27 protein-coding genes are annotated in these 20,302 nt (G+C 46.4%); all 27 read left to right on the top strand.

From position 1 onward, the window contains the following. Nucleotides 1–321: 321 nt before the first annotated feature. The 27 genes from FYJ45_RS30795 to FYJ45_RS16890 all read left to right on the top strand — a co-directional run bounded on the left by FYJ45_RS30795 (nucleotide 322) and on the right by FYJ45_RS16890 (nucleotide 20,197). The gene (locus tag FYJ45_RS30795; protein WP_235930857.1) at nucleotides 322–558 is read left to right on the top strand and encodes an ABC transporter; all 237 of its coding nucleotides are present in this window, start codon (nucleotides 322–324) and stop codon (nucleotides 556–558) included. Nucleotides 559–578: 20 nt separating this feature from the next. Beyond that, nucleotides 579–860: a 50S ribosomal protein L7/L12 gene (locus FYJ45_RS17015; RefSeq protein WP_154466016.1), complete on the top strand. Its 282-nt coding sequence runs from the start codon at nucleotides 579–581 to the stop codon at nucleotides 858–860. 329 nt (nucleotides 861–1,189) lie between these two features. After that, nucleotides 1,190–1,507, top strand: coding sequence for a DUF6442 family protein (locus tag FYJ45_RS17010; RefSeq protein ID WP_154466014.1), 318 nt, complete (start codon nucleotides 1,190–1,192; stop codon nucleotides 1,505–1,507). A 41-nt stretch (nucleotides 1,508–1,548) separates the two neighbouring features. Continuing rightward, entirely contained in the window at nucleotides 1,549–1,779 is a 231-nt protein-coding gene (locus FYJ45_RS17005) for a PF20097 family protein (RefSeq protein WP_130850983.1), read from the top strand. A gap of 39 nt (nucleotides 1,780–1,818) precedes the next feature. Continuing rightward, nucleotides 1,819–2,223: a mannose-1-phosphate guanylyltransferase gene (locus FYJ45_RS17000; RefSeq protein ID WP_130850984.1), complete on the top strand. Its 405-nt coding sequence runs from the start codon at nucleotides 1,819–1,821 to the stop codon at nucleotides 2,221–2,223. A gap of 250 nt (nucleotides 2,224–2,473) precedes the next feature. Then, on the top strand, nucleotides 2,474–3,067 hold the full coding sequence (locus FYJ45_RS16995) for a hypothetical protein (RefSeq protein ID WP_154466012.1): 594 nt from the start codon (nucleotides 2,474–2,476) through the stop codon (nucleotides 3,065–3,067). A 22-nt stretch (nucleotides 3,068–3,089) separates the two neighbouring features. Next, nucleotides 3,090–3,395 carry a VOC family protein gene (locus tag FYJ45_RS16990; RefSeq protein ID WP_165449968.1) on the top strand — a complete coding sequence of 102 codons (306 nt, stop codon included), beginning with the start codon at nucleotides 3,090–3,092 and terminating at the stop codon, nucleotides 3,393–3,395. Nucleotides 3,396–3,401: 6 nt separating this feature from the next. Then, nucleotides 3,402–3,827, top strand: a complete 426-nt coding sequence (locus FYJ45_RS16985) for a hypothetical protein (RefSeq protein ID WP_130850987.1) — start codon at nucleotides 3,402–3,404, stop codon at nucleotides 3,825–3,827. A gap of 18 nt (nucleotides 3,828–3,845) precedes the next feature. Continuing rightward, nucleotides 3,846–4,595 (top strand): CPBP family intramembrane glutamic endopeptidase, encoded by a 750-nt coding sequence (locus tag FYJ45_RS16980; RefSeq protein ID WP_130850988.1) that lies wholly within the window; start codon nucleotides 3,846–3,848, stop codon nucleotides 4,593–4,595. A 12-nt stretch (nucleotides 4,596–4,607) separates the two neighbouring features. Next, the gene (locus FYJ45_RS16975; protein ID WP_154466010.1) at nucleotides 4,608–5,321 is read left to right on the top strand and encodes a CPBP family glutamic-type intramembrane protease; all 714 of its coding nucleotides are present in this window, start codon (nucleotides 4,608–4,610) and stop codon (nucleotides 5,319–5,321) included. Nucleotides 5,322–5,335: 14 nt separating this feature from the next. Then, nucleotides 5,336–6,133 (top strand): endo alpha-1,4 polygalactosaminidase, encoded by a 798-nt coding sequence (locus FYJ45_RS16970; protein ID WP_154466008.1) that lies wholly within the window; start codon nucleotides 5,336–5,338, stop codon nucleotides 6,131–6,133. A 320-nt stretch (nucleotides 6,134–6,453) separates the two neighbouring features. Next, on the top strand, nucleotides 6,454–6,909 hold the full coding sequence (locus tag FYJ45_RS16965) for a hypothetical protein (protein ID WP_154466006.1): 456 nt from the start codon (nucleotides 6,454–6,456) through the stop codon (nucleotides 6,907–6,909). 248 nt (nucleotides 6,910–7,157) lie between these two features. After that, a complete protein-coding gene (locus FYJ45_RS16960) occupies nucleotides 7,158–7,562 on the top strand; it encodes a mannose-1-phosphate guanylyltransferase (protein WP_154466004.1) in 405 nt (134 codons plus the stop codon). A 152-nt stretch (nucleotides 7,563–7,714) separates the two neighbouring features. Then, on the top strand, nucleotides 7,715–8,434 hold the full coding sequence (locus tag FYJ45_RS16955) for a hypothetical protein (RefSeq protein WP_154466002.1): 720 nt from the start codon (nucleotides 7,715–7,717) through the stop codon (nucleotides 8,432–8,434). 208 nt (nucleotides 8,435–8,642) lie between these two features. Next, nucleotides 8,643–9,227, top strand: coding sequence for a hypothetical protein (locus FYJ45_RS16950; RefSeq protein WP_154466000.1), 585 nt, complete (start codon nucleotides 8,643–8,645; stop codon nucleotides 9,225–9,227). Nucleotides 9,228–9,329: 102 nt separating this feature from the next. Further along, the gene (locus FYJ45_RS16945; RefSeq protein ID WP_195841859.1) at nucleotides 9,330–9,740 is read left to right on the top strand and encodes a DUF6578 domain-containing protein; all 411 of its coding nucleotides are present in this window, start codon (nucleotides 9,330–9,332) and stop codon (nucleotides 9,738–9,740) included. Between the two features lie 33 nt (nucleotides 9,741–9,773). Then, on the top strand, nucleotides 9,774–10,589 hold the full coding sequence (locus FYJ45_RS16940; RefSeq protein ID WP_154465996.1) for a hypothetical protein: 816 nt from the start codon (nucleotides 9,774–9,776) through the stop codon (nucleotides 10,587–10,589). A gap of 207 nt (nucleotides 10,590–10,796) precedes the next feature. After that, nucleotides 10,797–11,207: a winged helix-turn-helix domain-containing protein gene (locus FYJ45_RS16930; protein WP_154465992.1), complete on the top strand. Its 411-nt coding sequence runs from the start codon at nucleotides 10,797–10,799 to the stop codon at nucleotides 11,205–11,207. A 435-nt stretch (nucleotides 11,208–11,642) separates the two neighbouring features. Then, complete coding sequence (locus FYJ45_RS30095) at nucleotides 11,643–12,026, top strand: hypothetical protein (RefSeq protein WP_207708432.1); 384 nt, start codon at nucleotides 11,643–11,645, stop codon at nucleotides 12,024–12,026. After that, nucleotides 11,956–12,465 (top strand): RNA polymerase sigma factor, encoded by a 510-nt coding sequence (locus tag FYJ45_RS16925; protein WP_154465990.1) that lies wholly within the window; start codon nucleotides 11,956–11,958, stop codon nucleotides 12,463–12,465. The genes FYJ45_RS30095 and FYJ45_RS16925 overlap by 71 nt, the downstream gene beginning before the upstream one ends. Before the next feature lie 534 nt (nucleotides 12,466–12,999). Further along, the gene (locus FYJ45_RS16920; protein ID WP_105205761.1) at nucleotides 13,000–13,359 is read left to right on the top strand and encodes a type II toxin-antitoxin system PemK/MazF family toxin; all 360 of its coding nucleotides are present in this window, start codon (nucleotides 13,000–13,002) and stop codon (nucleotides 13,357–13,359) included. Nucleotides 13,360–13,409: 50 nt separating this feature from the next. Further along, complete coding sequence (locus FYJ45_RS16915; protein WP_154465988.1) at nucleotides 13,410–13,673, top strand: DUF6870 family protein; 264 nt, start codon at nucleotides 13,410–13,412, stop codon at nucleotides 13,671–13,673. Between the two features lie 131 nt (nucleotides 13,674–13,804). Continuing rightward, on the top strand, nucleotides 13,805–15,472 hold the full coding sequence (locus tag FYJ45_RS16910) for a recombinase family protein (RefSeq protein WP_154465986.1): 1,668 nt from the start codon (nucleotides 13,805–13,807) through the stop codon (nucleotides 15,470–15,472). Further along, nucleotides 15,473–17,176, top strand: a complete 1,704-nt coding sequence (locus FYJ45_RS16905; RefSeq protein ID WP_154465984.1) for a recombinase family protein — start codon at nucleotides 15,473–15,475, stop codon at nucleotides 17,174–17,176. It abuts the gene before it with no gap. Between the two features lie 4 nt (nucleotides 17,177–17,180). After that, the gene (locus tag FYJ45_RS16900) at nucleotides 17,181–18,818 is read left to right on the top strand and encodes a recombinase family protein (protein WP_154465982.1); all 1,638 of its coding nucleotides are present in this window, start codon (nucleotides 17,181–17,183) and stop codon (nucleotides 18,816–18,818) included. Beyond that, nucleotides 18,805–19,146: a recombinase family protein gene (locus FYJ45_RS16895; RefSeq protein ID WP_154465980.1), complete on the top strand. Its 342-nt coding sequence runs from the start codon at nucleotides 18,805–18,807 to the stop codon at nucleotides 19,144–19,146. The genes FYJ45_RS16900 and FYJ45_RS16895 overlap by 14 nt, the downstream gene beginning before the upstream one ends. Before the next feature lie 55 nt (nucleotides 19,147–19,201). Further along, the gene (locus FYJ45_RS16890; protein ID WP_235930856.1) at nucleotides 19,202–20,197 is read left to right on the top strand and encodes a recombinase family protein; all 996 of its coding nucleotides are present in this window, start codon (nucleotides 19,202–19,204) and stop codon (nucleotides 20,195–20,197) included. The last annotated feature ends 105 nt before the right edge of the window (nucleotides 20,198–20,302 follow it).

Raw genomic sequence — 20,302 nt, 5'->3', positions numbered from 1 at the left:
GAAGTAACTGAAAAGCGAAAGGGAATTTTACTTATTGCAGCGGCGGCTGTAGTTTCAATTATTGGAGTTTATTTTAGAGCATTTTCTCATTATTTTGTGTCAGGCACTGTTGGAACGCTTTTTATTTTTGGACTTATGCGGTTGCGTAAGTAATTGTAAACTAAAAATGACACAGAAGCAAGCGGCTGATTTTTGGTATCAGTCGCTTGCTTTTTCTGTATTACACCGAAAAGTAAGAATTATTAAGAAATTGATATGGTGGAAAATAAGAATTGGGTACTATACTTCCCTCAATAGTTGTGGATTTATGGAGGTGAAGTCGTGGTTATTATTTATACAATATTGTCAGCGGTAGTAGGTATGGCCTTGATAGTCATTATTGATATGCTGATAACAAAAATTTTTGATGAAAAGAGTATTTTGCAAAAAAATTATATTAAAATGCCTCTTTCCTATTTTATTGGTATTTTAGTATTTAAGATAAAGGGTATGTTGATTTTTGTTGTAGCGGATATATGGAACTGTTATAATATGGATACGAAGAAAGTGACAAATTAGAATTTATGGAGGAAAACTTTATGGAATTAGGAATTATAGTTTTAGTGATAATTGGTGGACTTTTACTTTTTATTGAAATTGACAAGTTGAAAAAGCAGGTTAAATCTCAACAAAAACAGATTGATACTTTGTGTGAGCAGACGGGGAATAATCAACTGGCAACGTATCATATATCAGATGAAGATAAAGAACTTATTCTTCATCTGAAAAATAGTGGAAAAGATGTAGAGGCTGTGAAAAAAGTAAGAGAGATTACTGCTATGGGATTAGTAGAAGCAAAGCAATATGTTGATACGCTATAACTTACATTTTGACAATTCCATATCCATACACACATAAAGCAGTTAGTCTTAGGATTGACTGTTTTTTAATAAAAGACACCTCTCAGTGCTAAGGGTGTCTTTTGGGTATTATTTTATTGTCATATCAAGGCTCATTCAATCGTGGTAAATTCGTGGTAAAATGAATGGTTTTCTATATTTCAAAATGCTTAAAAGTATAGTATTTATGTGGATAATCGAAAATCAGATATAAAATTTCTTTAAATTGCGAGATTGATTTTCTCATAAGAAACAGTTATTTAGAATCGGGTTTTATCCTAGCTACGAATTATGTTAAGGTAGGATGCGCTATGAGTAAAGAGAAAGATGTTTCAAACATCAAACAAGAAAATTTATCTGCCTCCAACAAAAGAAAGCAAAATGGTTTGTCTGAGTATGTAGCTGTAATGCTCGTGTTCATCGTCATTACTTCCTGCGGCCTGATTACCGGGACAGAAACCAATCAAGGAGTAAACGCTATGTTGGGCGCAGCCCTCGCCGGAAAATTTTTCAGTGAATGGAGATCCGGCAGAAAGAGGACAGACCTTTTTATTTTGGCACTGAGCGGGTTGGGTACTCTCATGGCATTGGCTTTTGCGGTTATCAATATGCTGGAGGGTGCAGCATGAGCGGAAAGTCAGCGTCTGGAGAACTATTGGGGGATTGACTAATGAAATGTTTAGATTGCGGAATGGAAATGGAGCAGGGAACTGTCGTAGGCATCGGACAAGGCGGCGGACACTGGTATGAGTTCACCTCCAACGAAGAAAAGCGGAAAACAGGAATCAAAGGCTTTTTCACGAAAAAGACCGTCAGCGTTGAAGCAACCGTTTTAGACTATCCCGCATGGCATTGTCCGAAATGCAGGAAAGTGCTGATGTGGATAGACAGCAAAGAATAAGCATTACTGGGAAGTCAAAGTTAGGACGGTGAGATAACCATGATACATGATTTGATGTATATAGAACTGAAAACAGGCTATTCCGATGACGGTCCGGCCTGGATCGGATATGTGAAAACCTCAAAGAGCAGGAAAACGATTTACTTTAACGACCACGCCTTTCAAAAGGCCATTGGATACTGCGCCAACTATGTCGATATAGAAAATGGGGATGAATACTGGATCTCCGGGCTCAAAAAAGCGGAGAACAATCGTCATTGGGCTGGCCGGGGGAAAATCCTGATTGACCGCCGTGCGGTGTCGGAGTATCTGGCCCTGATTGGGGAAACCAAACTCCCGGCCAACCTGTTTGAAGTAGTGGAACTGGAGGACTGCTTCCCGGTGGAACGGGTACGCCAGCTCCTGAATAGTAAAACGTGTATTAACGCAGAAGTAGGGGGCTGATAATGTATATCAGCCCCGCTACTTTTTCAGAAAAGTAAGAAATGTTAAGAACTTGAGAGGGTAAAAAATAAGAATTGAGTTTTATACTTTTCTCATATGAAATCATGGCCGTGATTCATGTAGTATCAAAAATACTATGAGGAGTTATATTGCAATGAAGATCTTTGTAAAGACATTATTCCTAAATATGTGCGATATTGTTCTTGCCTCAAAATTATCAAACTAAAAATACTGAAAGGAATGATGTTCTATGAAAAAAATGCTACATCGGTTTACAACATTATTGCTCGTGCTGTCTATGCTGTTCACATTGTACGTACCTGCATCTGCGGCATCGACGAATGAGGCAATGTCCTATGATACGGTTGCATCGTTGAATTCTTCTTTCGGAACAGTTTATTATATTGAACATCCGAATGAGCGCCTTACCCGTACCGTCTGGGATGTATTAGATGTGGTCATGGCTGGAGCTAGCTGGGCCGAATTTTTTGGGGAGCCATCATTTGCAAACCTAGGGTGGGCTGTATTAGATACAGTTGCTTTGGCTCCGGTTATTCCCTCTTCCGCCTATGTTAGACAGGACGGAAAAAATTTGTTAGACCCGGATTTGCTTAAAGCGGCAATGAAGTCAACTCCTGGGCTTAAAGAAAAAATTCTAAAGGGTTTGCGTGGAGTCACGAAGGCAGAAAAAGCAAAAGTTGTCAACGAGCTAAGCAAGTTTGTATCCAAGAAATACGTGGTTGGAAAATACACTTTCCTGCTTGATAAATCAACTATGAAACATATTCTTAAGCGGCATCACCCCGCATATTGGAATGGTACTATTAAAGCAAAGCAAGACTGATCTAAAAAAGGAAATCGCTATTTTGCAGAAATATGGGATCAAGAGCTGCGGGATGCCGAGCCGTAGGATCGATACCCACGGCAGAGACTTACGGTTTCGGATTGCTTCTCCGGCAGCCCTTGATGTGCCTTTTCTGATGACCTATTTTTCTGTCGATCCAAAGCCTGTGGACTTTGTGCATCCAAACGGCATTACAGAGATCAGCAAGGTCGTTTACGGCACCGATCCCGCCCGCTTCACTCTGATAAAAGAGCTGTGCGACGATGAACGGCTGGAACTGGAAGCGGGCAATGGAATCGAGGTCGAATTTGAAAACAAGATGGGATAGAAAGCCATGAAAAAAACGATATTTGGGATTTCTCCCTTTCTTGTTCAGGTATTAGCGATTGTACTTAACTTTAACTCCCTGCTTCAAGGAAGTACAGCAACCGGTATGAATGTCACCATTTCTTTGCTCTATTTTGCTTTCTGGATTTGTTTCATACCGGCAATGAAGCGATATAACGCATATCGGGGATTCCTGGCTTCTCTCGTATTCTGGGGACTTGTTTTATTAACGGCTTTGCTCACCCTTACTGTAAACATATTTGATATTGATCTTCCGATGCTCGTTCCCTTTACAACTCTATTTTTGGCTCCAACCTATGGCGTACGTATAGAGCAGCTATCCAACATGGCCGCGCTTTCGATAATAGCAATTATTGCAATCGTTTATATAGTATATTGTGCTGTCGAAGCAAAGCGAGTGAAAAGAAATTGACATGAGGGAAATCGTTTTATGAATCGCAAAAAAGAAATCTTAACAATAATATTATGGCCTCTTCTGTATACTTTGGGGATGGGGCTTTCCAATTACATCGTATATCAGTTCTATCACATAGAGTATGGCGGGGATGGGTATATAAACGCGATGCTTCCGTTCCTTGCGGCACTGGCAGCCGGTACTATGATCTGCCTGTTTATCCAAAGAGAAAGGCTTACCCTTCCGTGGAAGGAGCGCGGCAGGCTGCCATTGTTTCTGGTTATATTCCTGCCTCTTGCGGCACTGACGCTGTACTATCTGCTGACAAACGGCAGCTTTACGTATGCGTTTATAGCTCCGCTTGCCGTAACGCTGCTTGTCGGCGTAGCGGAAGAAACCATGTTCCGCAGGATTCTTTTTATCCGGCTGCTCGGGCTGTTTCAGGAGCGGGGGTTCAAAAAAGCGCTTCTGATCTCTGCCGTATGCTTTAGCCTTCTTCATGCAGTCAACATTTTGGGAGGATCGCCGGCACCGCAGGTTCTCATGCAGCTTGCGGCAACCTTTGTCGCCGGACTGTTCTATGTGCTTATGTTTGATTATACCCGGAACATCTATCTTCTGATCATTATGCACTTTTTATGGGACTATATCCTGTTCAGCGGAGCGACAAAACAGATTCCAGTCTATGCAGTTCTGATGGGTATTTTACAGGCTGCGGAGATCGTCATCATGCTGGTGCTGTTGGCCAGAAAATGGAGGCAAGACGCCTCAGCAGAACGTACATAGGAGGATTATCATTTGCTACTCAACCGTCAAAACAAAGAAAAAATCAACCATCTGAAATGGTTTGATATTCTCGTCCTTACCCTGATTCTGTGGGGCGAGGGCATCTATACCTCAACCGCATCATATATCGCGCTGATACAGGGCGCGTCAACCGTTGATGACAACCTTACTTTTTCTGCAACGGACAACTACGGAGCGCTGGCGTTGCAGGCGGGACTTCTGCTCCTTGCCCTGCTGTATCTGTGGCTGCGCCGCTTCGATTTCAAAGTATGGACGATACGCTTCAACATAAAAGCCGTCGCTGGTGGCGTTCTAATCTTCCTTGCCGCAGCACTTCTCCTTGATATATATTTCATGCTCACCAATCCGCTGACGGGCCTCCTCCCGTTTCCGGGGCCGATTGGTGCTTTCTTCGGAAGTGAAACGGTATCCAGTGTGATATACGCCCTGCTCAACGGCGTATATGAGGAGATCTATTTCCTTGGTATCTGTCTCGCGGTGAGAAAGGAACACCTGAAATGGGCTCTTCCGTTCTCTCTGCTGATACGGGTCAGCTTCCACACCTATCAGGGAATGATTTCGGCTCTTGGGATCGGGCTGCTGTTCGGCATATTTATGTATCTGATGTACCGCCGGTCAAAGGACAGGAACCTATTGCCCTTCTTTATCGCTCATGCGATAGGAGACATATTCGGTCTGGGGGTCCTTTCATACTTTTGGATGTAACGCATGGAAGCAATATGAAAAAGATTTTATTTATCATTCTCTGTTTGACTATATCGCTTGCCGGATGCAGCAGGCAGCCTAAAGAATATGGCGTCTTCATCGGGATCGACAGTGAAGAAATACATAAGCTGGACAGGTACAGCATCGTCATCATTGAGCCCTCTGCGTTTTCCTCTGAACAGATTGGGAAGCTGCACGCAGAGAGGAAAACGGTTTACGGCTACCTCAATGTCGGAGCTGTCGAGGAATACCGCCCTTATTATGATCGCTTTCGGGATTTGTCCCTTGGTATCTATGAGAACTGGCCGGATGAACGATGGATCGACGTAACTTCTCCTTTATGGCAGAGCTTTGTCATTGATGAGCTTGGGAAAGACTATGCGGCTATGGGATTGGACGGATTCTTCCTTGACAATGCCGATGTCTATTATCATTTCCCGGAAGATGATGTTTTTCAAGGGCTTTGTACGATCATGAAGGGTCTGAAAAGCTATGGACTGCCGCTCATAATAAACGGGGGCGATCCTTTTGTTTCAAGGTGCATGGAAGAAAACACAGCCTTGTCACTGTTCGATGGAACCAATCAGGAAACAGTATTTACCAAGATAGACTTTACAAATCAAACCTACGGGCAGCAGGCGGAAGAAGAAACAGAGTATTTTCAGGAGTATCTTTCTAAAGCAAAAGAACATGGTCTGTCCGTTTACCTGCTGGAATACAGGGCGGATCGCGCCCTCTCAAAGCGGATAGACGCATATTGTTCAGAGAACGGTTTTCTCTGGTACAATGCGGACGGGATAGAGCTGCGGTAAGCAGGTTGGTAAACGTTTTTTAATAAAAATGATACTGTAGCAAGTATTACCGAAGCTGCGATGGCTATTATGAAGGATAATAGAGAGACATTGGTCAAGATAGGTACAAATGGCCGTGCGACCTTGCACGGCACCCACAAAGGAAGAGCTTACCAATTAACAGTAGACAAGGGACACATTGTTCAGTTCTTCCCTAAGTAAAAGAATAAAATCACGAGCAGATGTGGCTATGAGGTGAACTTTATTCTTTCAAGTACCACCAATGAAAATAGCTTCAGTACCATACAGCACAACATGAGTGAAAGGCATGATGCGGTTAAATGATTACTACCGATACTTTTGTTTTTTATGAACATGAAGGAGAATTTATCCATATAGCTGACTGCTCTATATCAGAAATACAGAATTCTCGGGGTAGGCTTGAATATCTCGAAGGATATATTTCTATCCAATATTATGGAACAGAACTTGCGGGAGCAGCCTACTATGATAATATTATCCCTTTGTGGAAGAACATTATAGACGGCCTGAGTGAATACTCTGAAAATCGTAATACAATTATTTTTTTCCCGGATAACGCAAGCACGATGACGTTGCACTCTGTTAATCAAATACAAATAGTGCTTGGGTTGAATGAAAGCCACTATGCTCTAACGGAAAAAGAATTCTTTCATGCGTTGCTTACATCTGCAAGAGAATTCTTTGAGTGGTTAGGAGATGGCGTTTACACTAAAAAAAGTCGGCAATTGGAAATGGTGCTGGTAAATTTAAGATAAATATCAACGAATGAGTGTGTTACCAAATGCCCAACTCCGTATGCGGGGTTGGGCATTTGTATCTTCAATGTGCGATACTGTTACCGGAAAGTAAGAATTATTAAGAAATTGATATGGTGGAAAGTAAGAATTGGGTACTATACTTCCATCAACAGTTGTGCCTTATTTTCCCCCAGGACTTGGGCAAAGGAAATGGATTGCAAAGAGTAATCGCTACTGGGAAATTGAATTGGGATAGTGAGATAAACATGATACATGATTTGATGTATATAGAACTGAAAACAGGGTATTCCGACGATGGCCCGGCATGGATCGGATATGTGAAAACCTCAAAGAGCAGGAAAACGATTTACTTTAACGACCACGCCTTTCAAAAGGCCATTGGATGCTATGCTAACTATGTCGATATAGAAAATGGGGATGAATACTGGATCTCCGGGCTTAAAAAAGCGGAGAGCAACCGTCATTGGGCTGGCCGGGGGAAAATCCTGATTGACCGCCGTGCGGTGCCGGAGTATCTGGCCCTGATTGGGGAACCTAAACTCCCGGCCAACCTGTTTGAAGTGGTGGAGCTGGAGGACTGCTTCCCTGTGGAACGGGTACGCCAGCTCCTGAATAGTAAAGTGTGTATTAACGCAGAAGTAGGGGGCTGATATACATTATCAGCCCCCTACTTTTTCAAAAAGTAAGAAATGTTAAGAACTTGAGAGGGTAAAAAATAAGAATTGAGTTTTATACTTTTCTCATATGAAATCATGGCCGTGATTCATGTAGTACCAAAAATACTATGAGGAGCTATATTGTAATGAAAAAGTTGACAAACCAAATTATCAGTTTTATCCTGATTCTGTCCATTCTCTGCTCTTTAAATGTTACTGCTTTTGCGGCCGGGCCTACAAAATCAATCGTTGTTGATGGAATTGGCTCCTATACCGTTGTTTCCGCAGTTGAAACTGACTATGGACAGCTTTACTTTGTAAAAGAAGATGGGAAACCGCAGACACGAACTCTATGGGATGTTTTAGATATTGCGATGGCCGGAAAGAGTTGGAGTGATCTGCTCAAAGAACCCTCTTGGGGGAATTTTGCTTGGGCTGTTTTGGATACTGCTGCTCTGTTGCCGCTCATTCCATCGACCGCTTATGTCCGTGAAGGTGGCAAAATTTTATTAAAAGCAGATGACTTTGTCAAGTTTGCAAAGACTTCCAAAGGGAAAAAAGCTGTCGAAGCAGCCATGAAAACCTTTAAGTATTCGGACGGGATTACCAGTGGAGTTCGAAATAAAATCAAGAAAGAGTTTTCCAAAAAAGAAGCCGCAAAAGTCATAGCAGCCTTTGAAAAAGCAGCTAATAAAGGTTTGGTTGGAAGTAAGGGGCAGACTGGGATCAAAAAGTTAAAGGGAAAAATTGATAAAATTTATACCCACGAAATTAAAGTTCTTGGAGAATATGGGGCATATCGAATCTACGGCTACAAGGATGGAAATAAGTGGGTATTCGATAAATTTGTCAAGTCCCATAAGTAAAAGAATTCCCAAAATATTTTATTATCCCTACGATTCCATAACTTATTGAATTAGTAAGAAATGTATTGGAATCTTTATAACGAAGAAAATACTTAAATCGTCTTAACAAAAATGATAAATTTCTCAGAAGTAGAATAAACTCGCTTCTGAGAAATTTATCAATTATTACTCCCCCAAAATGAATTTATAACTAGAATGGAGAAGATCTATGGATTTCAAATCAGAAAAATATTTGCATATTCACGATTGGAACTACTGGTGGTGCGTTTATCACTGTGCGGATGGATGGGATGATCCCGATACCGCAGAGTTCTGTCTAACCGAGGATGCGGCTGGAAAGGAATTCTTTTTTCACTTTGACTTCTATAACCTGCCTGCGCTTCACCAGACGATTCGGAACGGTGAGTTTATGGAGCCGGAGAGTCCAGATTATCCTAACTTTCTGAAGCAGGCAGAACGGCTCAGAAACGGTGAGCAGGATTGGTTTGTCGGGGCGCTGTACTATCCGCATTTTTCACCGGATCTGGCTTTCTGTAACGCCCCAGCCCGGAGTAGTAACCCTCTAACGCAGTTGCTTTCCCCGTCTGTGCCACCCCACTATGGGGTAATCTTCCTTCGGGAAGAACGCCCTCTCTCTCCAGAGGTCTTAACCGTATGGGTGGAACGGCTATCCTGCCCATTGTTTGGCGTGCCGTTTTGCTGCACCCTTGCCGATGTTCCCACTCGGCAGACAGTAATGAAAAATTTTGAAGAAGAAATGAGACTCTTTGATGGAACAAATCCCGAAACTTGATTTTGAAACAATAGTTTTGCCGTGAAATTTCCGTACTATGTCTGATGTCCCCTAAGTGAGATAAACCTCGAAAATGCGGACAGCAATCCGAAATTCAGGGAGATGGTACTTACAATGCAATGCGTGGTTTTTTACGAGGGGTGGCAAATGGAATGTTGCGGAACTGCATTTTCCATTGGAGATGCTATCAAATGGCCTGTTGGAAAAGGAACGCAATTAAACACGCTTGTTAAAGTCGCTACAATAGATTATTGCTATGAAGCGCATGATTCAAACTGGCAAAAACTATTTGTTTTAGAGGGGGTCGTTGAGAATATCAAGATTTTATACCAGAGATATGCAGCGGCTTCAGAGGATTCACGCTTGATGGCCCCTGTCTGCGGGGAGATTGTAGAAGTCAACAGCGCAAAAGGCTTTGAAAAATTCAACGGTATGGAAGCTGTCGGATATATCGTTACCCTAAAGGAATATATAGTTCGGCCAGCAGGAAAAGAAGATATTGCTTATCAATAAATCCTCTGTTTAGAAAAGAAATGGGGTAAACTGATGGAACAAAACTTTGTATTTCAAGTCACAGCACCGGACGTTGACGCCCTGCTTCCCGAGGTGAGTTCGGCGTTAGAGCAATGGATGGAGCTGGCTTCACGGCGAAAATATCCCAAGTTGTGGGCACTGACAGACCGGATAAACAGATGGAACAAGGCTCCTACCGCCAGAACCAAACGGCGCCGGCAGGGGCAGGTTCAGGGGCTGGTCAACTGGATCGTGGCAATGGTAGTGCTTCCGGTCGCTTTTCTCACCCCGGACTCGCCCCTGTTAGTCGTTGTAGGTGCGTTATGCCTTGGTATCGGTGTAGTAGAACTCTGGCGGTATTTACCTAAAACACTGGGCATCCTGAGCCTGTTGGCCGGAGCCTTTTTCCTTATGACAGCGCTGGGCGATCCCGATGAGATGGCAGTCCTGGTATATCTGGCCGCTCAGTATCTGATAGTTGCTCTGGCCTCCCTGCTCGTTCGCAAGCGGCAGGACCCCTATGACCGGGCGGCGCGAAACCTGCTTCGGAAAAGAAATGCGGTAAAGGGGCTTGAACTGGCGCGCTTCATCTTTTCAGAAGAAAAGTTCTCTCTGGGCTGGAAGGATGCTTCCAAAACTAAACCGGCAGAGGAGGCTGCGTATTACCGTGATGTCCAGCAGGTCATAGAAGCGGAATCTATTCTCCTGATTGTCTGCTGCAAAAAGGTGCTGTTCCTCCAGAAGAAAGATCTGCTGGAGGGGACGATCCCGGAACTGCGGGCATTCCTGCGGGAACGGGTTCCCTATGTGGAAGGGGCTACTGAGCGGAGAAAGGAGAGCGTATCTTGAATATCATCCTGACGAAAAAAGAAGCTCTTGTATTATACAAGATTATACTGCGATGGGACGAGACTGGTCTGATGACAATACAAGATGAGGAAGAACAGCGGCTGTTCTGGGACTTGCATTGTGTACTGGAAAAGGAATTGGAGCCAGTTGATGTTGCTACTACCTGATTGATTTTCTTTGGTAGTCATTATTCGAGGAGGTGAGGGTATGGAAAAAATTGAAATTATCATGCGTCGAGCAGGTAAGGATAGCATTTCAGAAACCGTATTGGCATCTTTTGATGTAGCCCACCCCTCTGTTCTCAATCAGGATAAAAATATCTTAAACTTTCCTGGGTTAAGCATCCATCTCAACGAACACAGTGTTTATCGGGATAGACGGTTAGTGTTATTGACCCATAGAGAATTTGCCGTACTTATCTATTTAGCACAGCATCCTAAATGGGTATTCAGTGCGAAACAAATCTATTCTGCTGTGTGGCACAAGGAAGATGGCGATCATGGGACGGCAGTTTCCAATATAGTCGGCCAACTGCGTCGGAAGTTAAACCCGGATGACCCCAGAGAGGGCTATATTCGCACGATAGTCGGTGCTGGTTACAAATTTGAAATTCCATAATATAAAAGAGTTCCCCCTGATGATTAGTTTTAAGGAACTCTTTTCATATTATTTGTTATTTAATGTCGAATAATTTTTCTTACTATTATGCTTTACTCAAAACCAACTCCAAAAGAACTCTAAACATATCTGATAATCTATGACTGTGGCAGATTATCCAAAATCCCTCAAAAAATGATAAAGTGAGGTGAGGTATATGAGCTTAGAGTTCATTATTAAACAAAGTGGTCTTTATCTGATAGTTGGATAAAGGCCACTTTTCTTTTCTCTATCGACATAATCCGGGAAATATCTCTATGATTTCTCCCGGTTCGACCATACAACAACATAATGTATCAGCAAAGGCGGCAGCTTTGGGCTGCCACGCTTAAAAGAAAGGGGATGACGCCAGCCGCCTGTGTGCCGTCCGCATAAGCGGACAAGGAGTAGCGTGCTATGGATGAGAAAATCCACAGCATTGAGAAGCTGCTTTTTGTCCTTCTCAAACGACACACGGCTTTTAATGGACAATTTTCAATCGGCGTTCACCGGCGTTTCAGTGGGAGAGAGTTTGCCCCATCCGGGGACAAGCCTCCGCCTGCGGAGACTCCATACGCCATTGGGCTTCTCAATGCACCTGTCTTTCAAGCGGCTGATTTTGTACCAGATTACAAAATCAGCCGCTTGTTTCATAGGCGGCCTGGTTACAGGAGCAGGGCGCCGCCACCTCCGGTCTGTTTTCTCAAAAAACAGATCGGAGGTACAAAAATTGCGGGATTATCGCAAAAGCGATTATGCGATAAACAAATACAGCCCAAACATTGTTTATCGCTTCCATGATGAAATTATTGAGGTTTCTCTGGAAGATTACCTGAAAGAGAACCCAGATAAAACAGAACAGGACTTTGCGGAGCTGAAAGCCCTGTCCGATGAGATTTACTATGAACAGGATCGGGCTGAAAGCGCCCAGACCCGTAAGGATGTGTCCATTCACGGTTTAGAGGAAATGGACTGCTGTTCTACCCGTCCATTGGAGGACGAATTAGAAGAATTGGCGGTAGAAGTTCAAAACCGCTGCTATGCCCGAACTGCACTGGAGCGACTGTTTGCTGCGGGCGTACTTACAGAAGTCCAGAAGCGGCGTTTTCGGCTTCATGTGTTCCGTGGCCTGTCCACCCGGCAGATCGGCAGGCTGGAAGGGACAAGCCATCAGGCGGTAGCTAAGTCTCTGAACCTTGCCATCGAAAAATTGAAAAAATTTTTTGCGGAGCAGGGTTGACACCCCCACGGTTTCAGGACGATGGGTGAAAGGAGTTCTTTCTGACCCCCCTTTCGCCTGTTCCTTGACAACCGCATACTCATTCATCGGTAACTTCCCCTTTGCCAGTGCGATGAGCAAAAGCCGATTCAGAAGCCGCGCCATGAGGTACGGCACGGATGAGCAGATCCCACCTACTTTCTTTCATTGGTCTTGCTGTCATCCTGCCTGTATGAGCGAGAAACGGCGGTCTGTAAAAACCGGGCAGCTCCCGGCGCGGCCATGACCGGCAAAGGGTACAATGGTACTCCTGTCCAGCCACAGCCCTGCCTGACCGCGGGATCACGCAATGGGGGCAGCTCGGAGAGATCCTCGGAGGGGTGAGATTCCCGTGGGCCGGTTCGCTGCTGGCCGCTGATGACTTCCCATGTGCGGGGTGTCGAGGACAAATAGCACAATGAAAGAAAACAGATTGGAAAAAATTCGCCGGACGCAGGGCGGGCCTTTCGGGGCCTGCCCTGTTTCCGGCTTACTTATATTCAGGAGGTCATTCTTATGCGGCGAAAGGCGATCCGGCGCGGCGCTTTGTTCTATGCCGACCTGGACCCGGTGGTTGGCTCGGAACAGGGCGGAACGCGCCCTATCCTCATTCTCCAAAATGATGTGGGAAACTATTTCAGCCCTACCGTGGTGGCGGCGGCCATCACCAGCCGAAGGGATAAGACCCACCTTCCTACCCATGTTTTGTTGGAGGATGTGCCGGGCCTTGCCCCTACCTCCCTGCTGCTGTTGGAGCAGATACGGACGGTTGACCGTAGGCGGCTGCGAGGCTATATCGGGCAGATCAACAAGAAAAAGATGAAGGAGATCGACACAGCCCTGGCAATCAGCGTGGGCCTGCGTTCTCTGGCATAGGACAGGCGCCCTTCTGAATAGATTGGTAGAGGCAGAAAGGAGGAACCTGTTTGAAATCACTCACGCTTGCAGAGCTTGATACGCTCTCCGCCGTTGATATTAAGACGGTCGATCCAGAACAGCTTGTCGATATTCGGGATATATCCATCCACAGAGAACTTCCAAGAGAGGAACGGGTGCTGGACTTCATCCGCCAGATCCGCAACCCCTACTGCTTCCGCCACGGAAAGATCGTCGTGAAAATTGGCTTTTCCGAGGCGGCCAAGGAAACCACAATGGAGGAACAATTTGAAAGCTATCTCCGTACCCTGTAAATCCCTGACACGAATGGAACCGAAAAAAACACCTGGACACTGACTGTGCCCTGCGGTATAATAGAAATAGGACAAAACTCGCACTCCAATCGTTGTTGGGACTGACGAACAAAACGATTGGAGGCATTGTTATGAAAAATTTGACCGCGCAGGCTGTTTATGACGCCGACATCTATCTCCGTCTGTCTGATGATGATGGAGATAAGCCGGAAAGCAACAGCATCAAAAATCAGCGGGAATTTATCACGGAATTTTTGAAATCAATGACAGAAATCCGCATCTATGCCGAGAGGAAGGATGACGGGTTTAGTGGCGTTGATTTTTTTCGTCCTGGGATTCAGGAAGTCTTACAGGATGTGCGTTCCGGCGCAGTCAACTGCGTCGTGGTAAAAGACCTGTCCCGTTTAGGGCGCAACTATATCGAAACCGGAAAGGTCTTACAGGAGTTTGCAGACCACGGGGTACGGTTCATCGCCATCAATGACGGCTATGATACCGCCAATTTACAGGGGCAGGCCAGCACCATCCTGCTGCCCATCAAAAACCTGATGAACGATTCTTACAGCCGGGATATTTCGGTGAAAATCCGTAGCCATTTGGAGGTCAAGAAGCGAAAGGGTCAGTTTGTAGGGGCGTTTGCCGCCTACGGCTATCTGAAATCACCGGACGACAAGAATCAGCTTGTTGTGGACGATTACGCCGCCGAGGTGGTGCGGGATATTTTCCGCTGGAAGCTGGAAGGAATGAGCCAGCAAGGGATCGCTGACCGGCTGAACGCCGATGGGGTCCTCTCTCCATCAGAATACAAGCGTTCCCTGGGGATGAAGTATATCTCCGGCTTCAAAAGCAATCCGCAGGCCAAGTGGTCGGCAGTAGCAGTTGGGCGCATCCTGAAGAATCCCCTCTATATCGGTGTGATGGTTCAGGGAAAGACCGGGCGGCCAAACTATAAAATCAAGAAGTTGATGGAGAAACCGGAGGACGAGTGGATCAGGGTTCCCGGCGCCCATGATCCGATTATCAGCGAGGTGGATTTTCGGACAGTCAGCGGCCTGCTGTGCCGGGACACCAGAATCGCCGTACAGAAAAAGACGGTCTATCCCTTTTCGGGACTTTTGTTCTGCGCTGATTGCAAGCAGAACATGATCCGCAAGACCGTTCCGGCAGGCGGGAAAAAATATTTTTACTACTCCTGTTCCACCAATCGGGCGGACAAAACCGCCTGCACCACCCACAATATCAGCGAAGCGCTGCTGACAGACGCAGTTCGTGACTGTATCCACGCTCACATGGAAACGGTGCTGAATATTGAGAAAACCCTGCAATTCATCGCCGCCCTCCCCGCAGAGGACACAGAGGCCAGAAAGATCGACCGGCAGCTTGAAAAGCTGAAAGCCGATTATGAACAGGCCATGCGGTTCAAAATGTCCGCTTATGAGAAGTTCGTGGACCATCTTCTGAATGAAGATGAGTTCAAGCAGTATCAGCGGATTTACACGGAAAAGTGTGAGGCGATTGCGGCGGCCATCAGCAAGCGGCAGGAGGAATTGGACGCCATTGTGCGGGCGGGTTCCCCACAGGGGGAATGGATCGCCCATTTCAAGTCCTTCCGCCATGTGGATGTGATGGAGCGCAAAATCCTGGTGAAGATCATCGACCGCATCTATGTCTATGAAGGGAACCGAATTGAGATCATTTTCAAGTACCAGAATGAGTACAGGGCGGCGGCAGCCTACATCGAACAGTATATGGAGCGTCAGGCAGCGCAGGCAGCCCCTACGGTAAAGGAGGCGGTGTAGATGGCGCGTGTGAGCAGAAGAAAACAGATAGCGGCAGCACAGGGCGTTCCGGTTGATGAGCTGCCCAAGGCCGCCGCTCTGCGGGTTTTCCGCACGGCCCTTTATGTGCGCCTCTCCATCATGGACACCCGTGACCGCAAGGACAGCGAGAGCCTGCAAACGCAGATCGACTACCTGTGTGGGTATATCGCCAAGCACCCTGATTTGGAGCTGTACGACTGCTATCGTGACAACGGAGAAACCGGGACAAATTTTGAGCGCCCTGGGTTCCAGCGGATGATGGAGGATGTGAAAGCAGGCCGGGTGGACTGCATCATTGTGAAAGACCTGTCCCGTTTTGGGCGCGACTTCCTGGAAACCGGAAACTTTCTGGAAAAGGTGCTGCCTTTCATGGGGGTGCGGTTTATCTCCGTCAACGACAACTACGACAGCATCCGGGCGGACAGCGGAGAGGCCATGACCATCGCGCTGAAAAACCTGATGAACGACATTTACGCCAAGGACATTTCTCAAAAAGTGTATTCCGCGCTGGACACCAAGAAACGCAGCGGAGAGTTTATCGGTAATTTCGCCGCCTATGGCTATGTGAAATCCCCGGAGGACCGGCATAAGCTGGCCGTTGATCCAGACGCGGCGAAGGTGGTGCAGCGCATTTTTCGGATGAAAAAAGATGGGATGAGCAACGCTGCGATAGCAAGAATATTGACTGCCGAACAGATTCCCAATCCCAATTACCACCGCTATTTGCAGGGAGTTGTGTTTACCAAGAGGTTTTCTGAAAACAGCCCGTGGCAGACACAGACAGTGAAGCATATTTTGGAGAATCCGGTGTATCTGGGGCACATGGTTCAGGGCAAGAAAATCACAAAACTGCACGCTGGGCAGAAGCAAAAAATTATGCCCCCATCAGAATGGATCATTGTCCCCAATACCCATGAGGCAATCATTGAGCAGGAGCTGTTTAATGCGGTTCAAGCTATTTTGAAAGCCAAGCACGAGGAATACCACAGCCGTCTAGGGAAATACGCCCATTTTGACAGCGAAAACATTTTTGAGGGGCTTGTGGTATGCGCGTGCTGCCAGCACAATATGACACGCTATAAGAGCGTTTACAACAAAGGCAGAGCGGTGGCGTACCACTTTATTTGCCCCCGCCATGCCATGCTTCTGGATGCTGGGTGCCCCAATGCGGGCGGCCTGCGGGAAAACGATTTGAAAGAGGCCGTTTATGAGGTCCTTCGATTGCAGATGGCGATGCTCACAGATGCGGAGTCGGTTATCCAAAAGGTCAGCCGCTCCTCGGCGGCCAGAAGCCGCAGGACGGCTCTTGACAATGAGATCGTATCGGTACAGGGGCGATTGAAGAAATTGGACTCACTCCGTCAGACACTCTTTGAAAGCTATGTGGACGGTATTGTAACGCAGGCGGATTATCTGTTCGGGAAAAGCCGGTATGAGGATGAAGCCCGCCAGCTTGAGGGACGCCTTCAGAATATACAGGCGGAAAAAGACGCCTTGCCGGAGGTAAGCCCCAAACAAAATAAGTGGTTCGCCGCTTTTGCCAAGTTCCGGGATGAAAAAGAGCTGTCCCGTGAGATGCTGCTGGCGCTGGTGGAGAAGATCTATGTGAATGAGGACAAGCAGGTACATATCGTGTTGAACTATCAGGACGAGATGAAGAAGTTGTTTCAGGAGGAGGTGTAGCACGATGCCGGAGGTCTTACAGCAAATGTTGAACTATGTGATCGCCATTTACATCCGGCTCTCCGCCGAGGACGGCGATCTGTCCGATGAAAAAAGCGAAAGCAACAGCGTTGTCAATCAGCGGGCTTACATCCGCCGTTTCATTGAGCTGCGGCCTGAATTTGCCGAGGCGCAGATTCTCGAATTTTGTGATGACGGTTATTCTGGGACGAACATGGAACGGCCCGCCGTCCGGCGGCTTTTGGAACAGGTGCGTCAAAGGAAAATCAACTGCATTATCGTCAAGGATATGTCCCGGTTTGGGCGCGACTATATCGTGGTTGGGGACTATCTGGAACAGATTTTCCCTTTCCTGGATGTGCGGTTTATCGCCATCAATGATTCCTATGACAGCAAGGATCACAAGTACGGTTCTGCGGGCTTGATTGATGTGTCCTTCCGAAATGTGATCTACGACCTTTACAGCAAGGACTTGTCGGAAAAAGTAAGATCGACCAAAAAGCAGCTTGCCGAAAAAGGCTACTGTGTTGCCCCCTATGCGTTCTTTGGCTATCAGAAAGCGCCTGGGAATAAGCACACCCTTTTGGTGGACGAGGATGCCGCCGCCGTGGTCCGGCGTGTGTTTGACCTCTTTATCAGCGGACTGTCCACCACGGAAATTGCCAGAAAGTTTAATGCAGAAGGGGTGCTGACCCCGTTGCAAAGGAAGCGGCTACAAGCGGTGAGCCGGAAATGGAACTGCGTAGACCAGAATAAAAACTACTGGACTTCTTCCATAGTCCGAAAGATTCTGGATGACGAGCGGTACACCGGCAAAGCGATCTATGGCAAGACTACCCGAAAAAAGGTGGGTTCCAGCCGGGTCAAGGCTGTCACAGAAGATCAGTGGACTGTTGTGGACGGGGCGTTTCCAGCAATCATTACGCAGGAGATTTTCGATACGGCCAAGAGCCTGGGGCGGAGTTTTCACCTTGGCACCACTGGAAAAAGCGCACGGATTTTCTATCGGAAGATCCGATGCGGTCATTGTGGACTTGCAATGGAGCGGCTTCAATCTTCCCACCCCTGCTATGTGTGCCGGACAGACAGGTATAAGCCGGATATTGGATGCCCACAGGACAGGATAGGTGAAAAGGAACTGGAACAGGCGGTTTTAGTATCTATTCGCACGATGGCCCAGCTTGTTCGAGGGGCGGTTCAGGCGAAGCAGCGCCAGTCCGCAAAAGATACCCGATACAACCAGCGCCTTGACCGGCAGATCAAAGCACACCAGAACTCAATTCAAATGCGCCAGCAGGAAAAGATGGCGGCTTTTGAGGATATGGTGTCCGGCAAAGTCAGCGCGGAGGACTACCAGCATAAGCGAGGACAGTGTGAAAAACATATCCAGCGGCTTGAAATCAAAATCAAAGAGCTGGAGGACGCCAAACGGCAGGCAAAGGTAGAAGAACTCTCCGCAGACAGCATACTCCCCTATACCAATGTCAGGACACTGACACGGGAACTGGTGGATTTGCTGATCCAAAACATCTACATTTACAGTTCAACTTCTATTGAGATCGTTTGGAAATGTGGGGACGAATATCAACGGCTACTTGCCGATACTACAAAAAAGGAGGCTGCGGAGCATGAACAGGGATAAAAAACGGTATTGGCTCTATGGGCGGGTCGCTTCACCTGATAAATGGGCTTTGGAGAACCAAATGATTTATCTTCGCAGCTTTGCGGAAAAGTATCAGCTCAATGTTGTGGGAGAATCCCAGGACGAGGCCAGCGGCCTGACCTTTGACCGGCCTGGGCTGAATGATTTTCTGGAAGCTGTCCGGCGAGGACAGGCCGACGCTCTTTTGACAAAAGATTTGACACGCCTGGGGCGAGATGTCATGCAGACTGCCTCATGGATCGCAGACTTGAATACTTCGGGTGTAGGCGTGTTTTCCGTCACGGACTTGACTCTCCGAGGGCTTTAATTACTGAATCAGCGTAAAATCCGGCAAAAAATCTCATAAATTTTTTTGTTTTCTCTTGACATTAGGAGATGAAGGGATCACCGGAACCAAGGTAAAGGGCAGGGATGATTTTAAGGCGATGATAACAGCCTGTGAAGAGGGCGATATCGATTTAATCCTCACCAAGTCCATAACGAGATTTGCCAGAAATACGGTGGAATGCATACAGACCATCCGAAAGTTAAAGGCAGTCGGTGTGGGGATTTGCTTTGAAAAAGAGAATATCAACACCTTAACCGAGGCAAGCGAACTGATGCTGACCATACTGGCATCTGTAGCGCAGGGAGAATCGGAAGATTTTTCGGGTAACAACAGATGGGCAATCATTAACCGCTTTGAAAATGGCACCTTTATCGTAGGAACCCCGGCATACGGATACCGCAAGGATGAGGATGGAAACCTCATTATCGAGGAAACTGAAGCAGAGGTGGTACGATGGATTTTTGAAAGTTATCTGAATGGTATGGGTGTCTATGTGATAGCCAAAATGCTGAATGACCACCAAATACCAACTATTCGGGAGAGTGAAAGATGGCAGGACAGTGTAGTCAAAAATATTTTAACAAATCCGGTGTATGAGGGAGATGCCTTAAGGCAGAGAACCTACACAGAAACGCAATTCCCTTTTACCCGAAAAGAAAATAAGGGACAGATGAATATGTATCTGACAAAGGATGCCCATCCGCCTATCATTACCCATGAGGAAGCGGAGGCAGTGCGGAGCATCATGGAGTATCGAAGTAAGACGTTACACATGAATGGAACAAGGTGTCAGAACAGATACCTGTTCTCAAGCAGAATTATCTGCGGAGAGTGTGGCAGCCACTTCCGCAGGCAAAAAATATACATAGGAAAGCCTTATGAGAAAATCATCTGGACATGCCACCGCCATGTGGAAGATAAAGAATTTTGCCATATGAAGGCAATCCGAGAGGATGTGCTGCAGCAGGCATTCACGGATATGTGGAATAAACTGTACACCAACCAAGGTGTTGTCCGGCAAATTAAATGATGTTCCATCCGGCAGATTATTTCGTGCCGATTTGGGATCTCTACAGATAGGTTAGTCATTTTAAAAGTAATTGTTTCTGCGAATTGTTTTCCTGACAGAAAAACA

Source organism: Eisenbergiella porci, from assembly GCF_009696275.1.
GTDB lineage: Bacteria > Bacillota > Clostridia > Lachnospirales > Lachnospiraceae > Eisenbergiella > Eisenbergiella porci.
The sequence above is the reverse complement of the archived record's forward strand: the minus strand, read 5'-3'. Positions and strand labels throughout refer to the sequence as shown.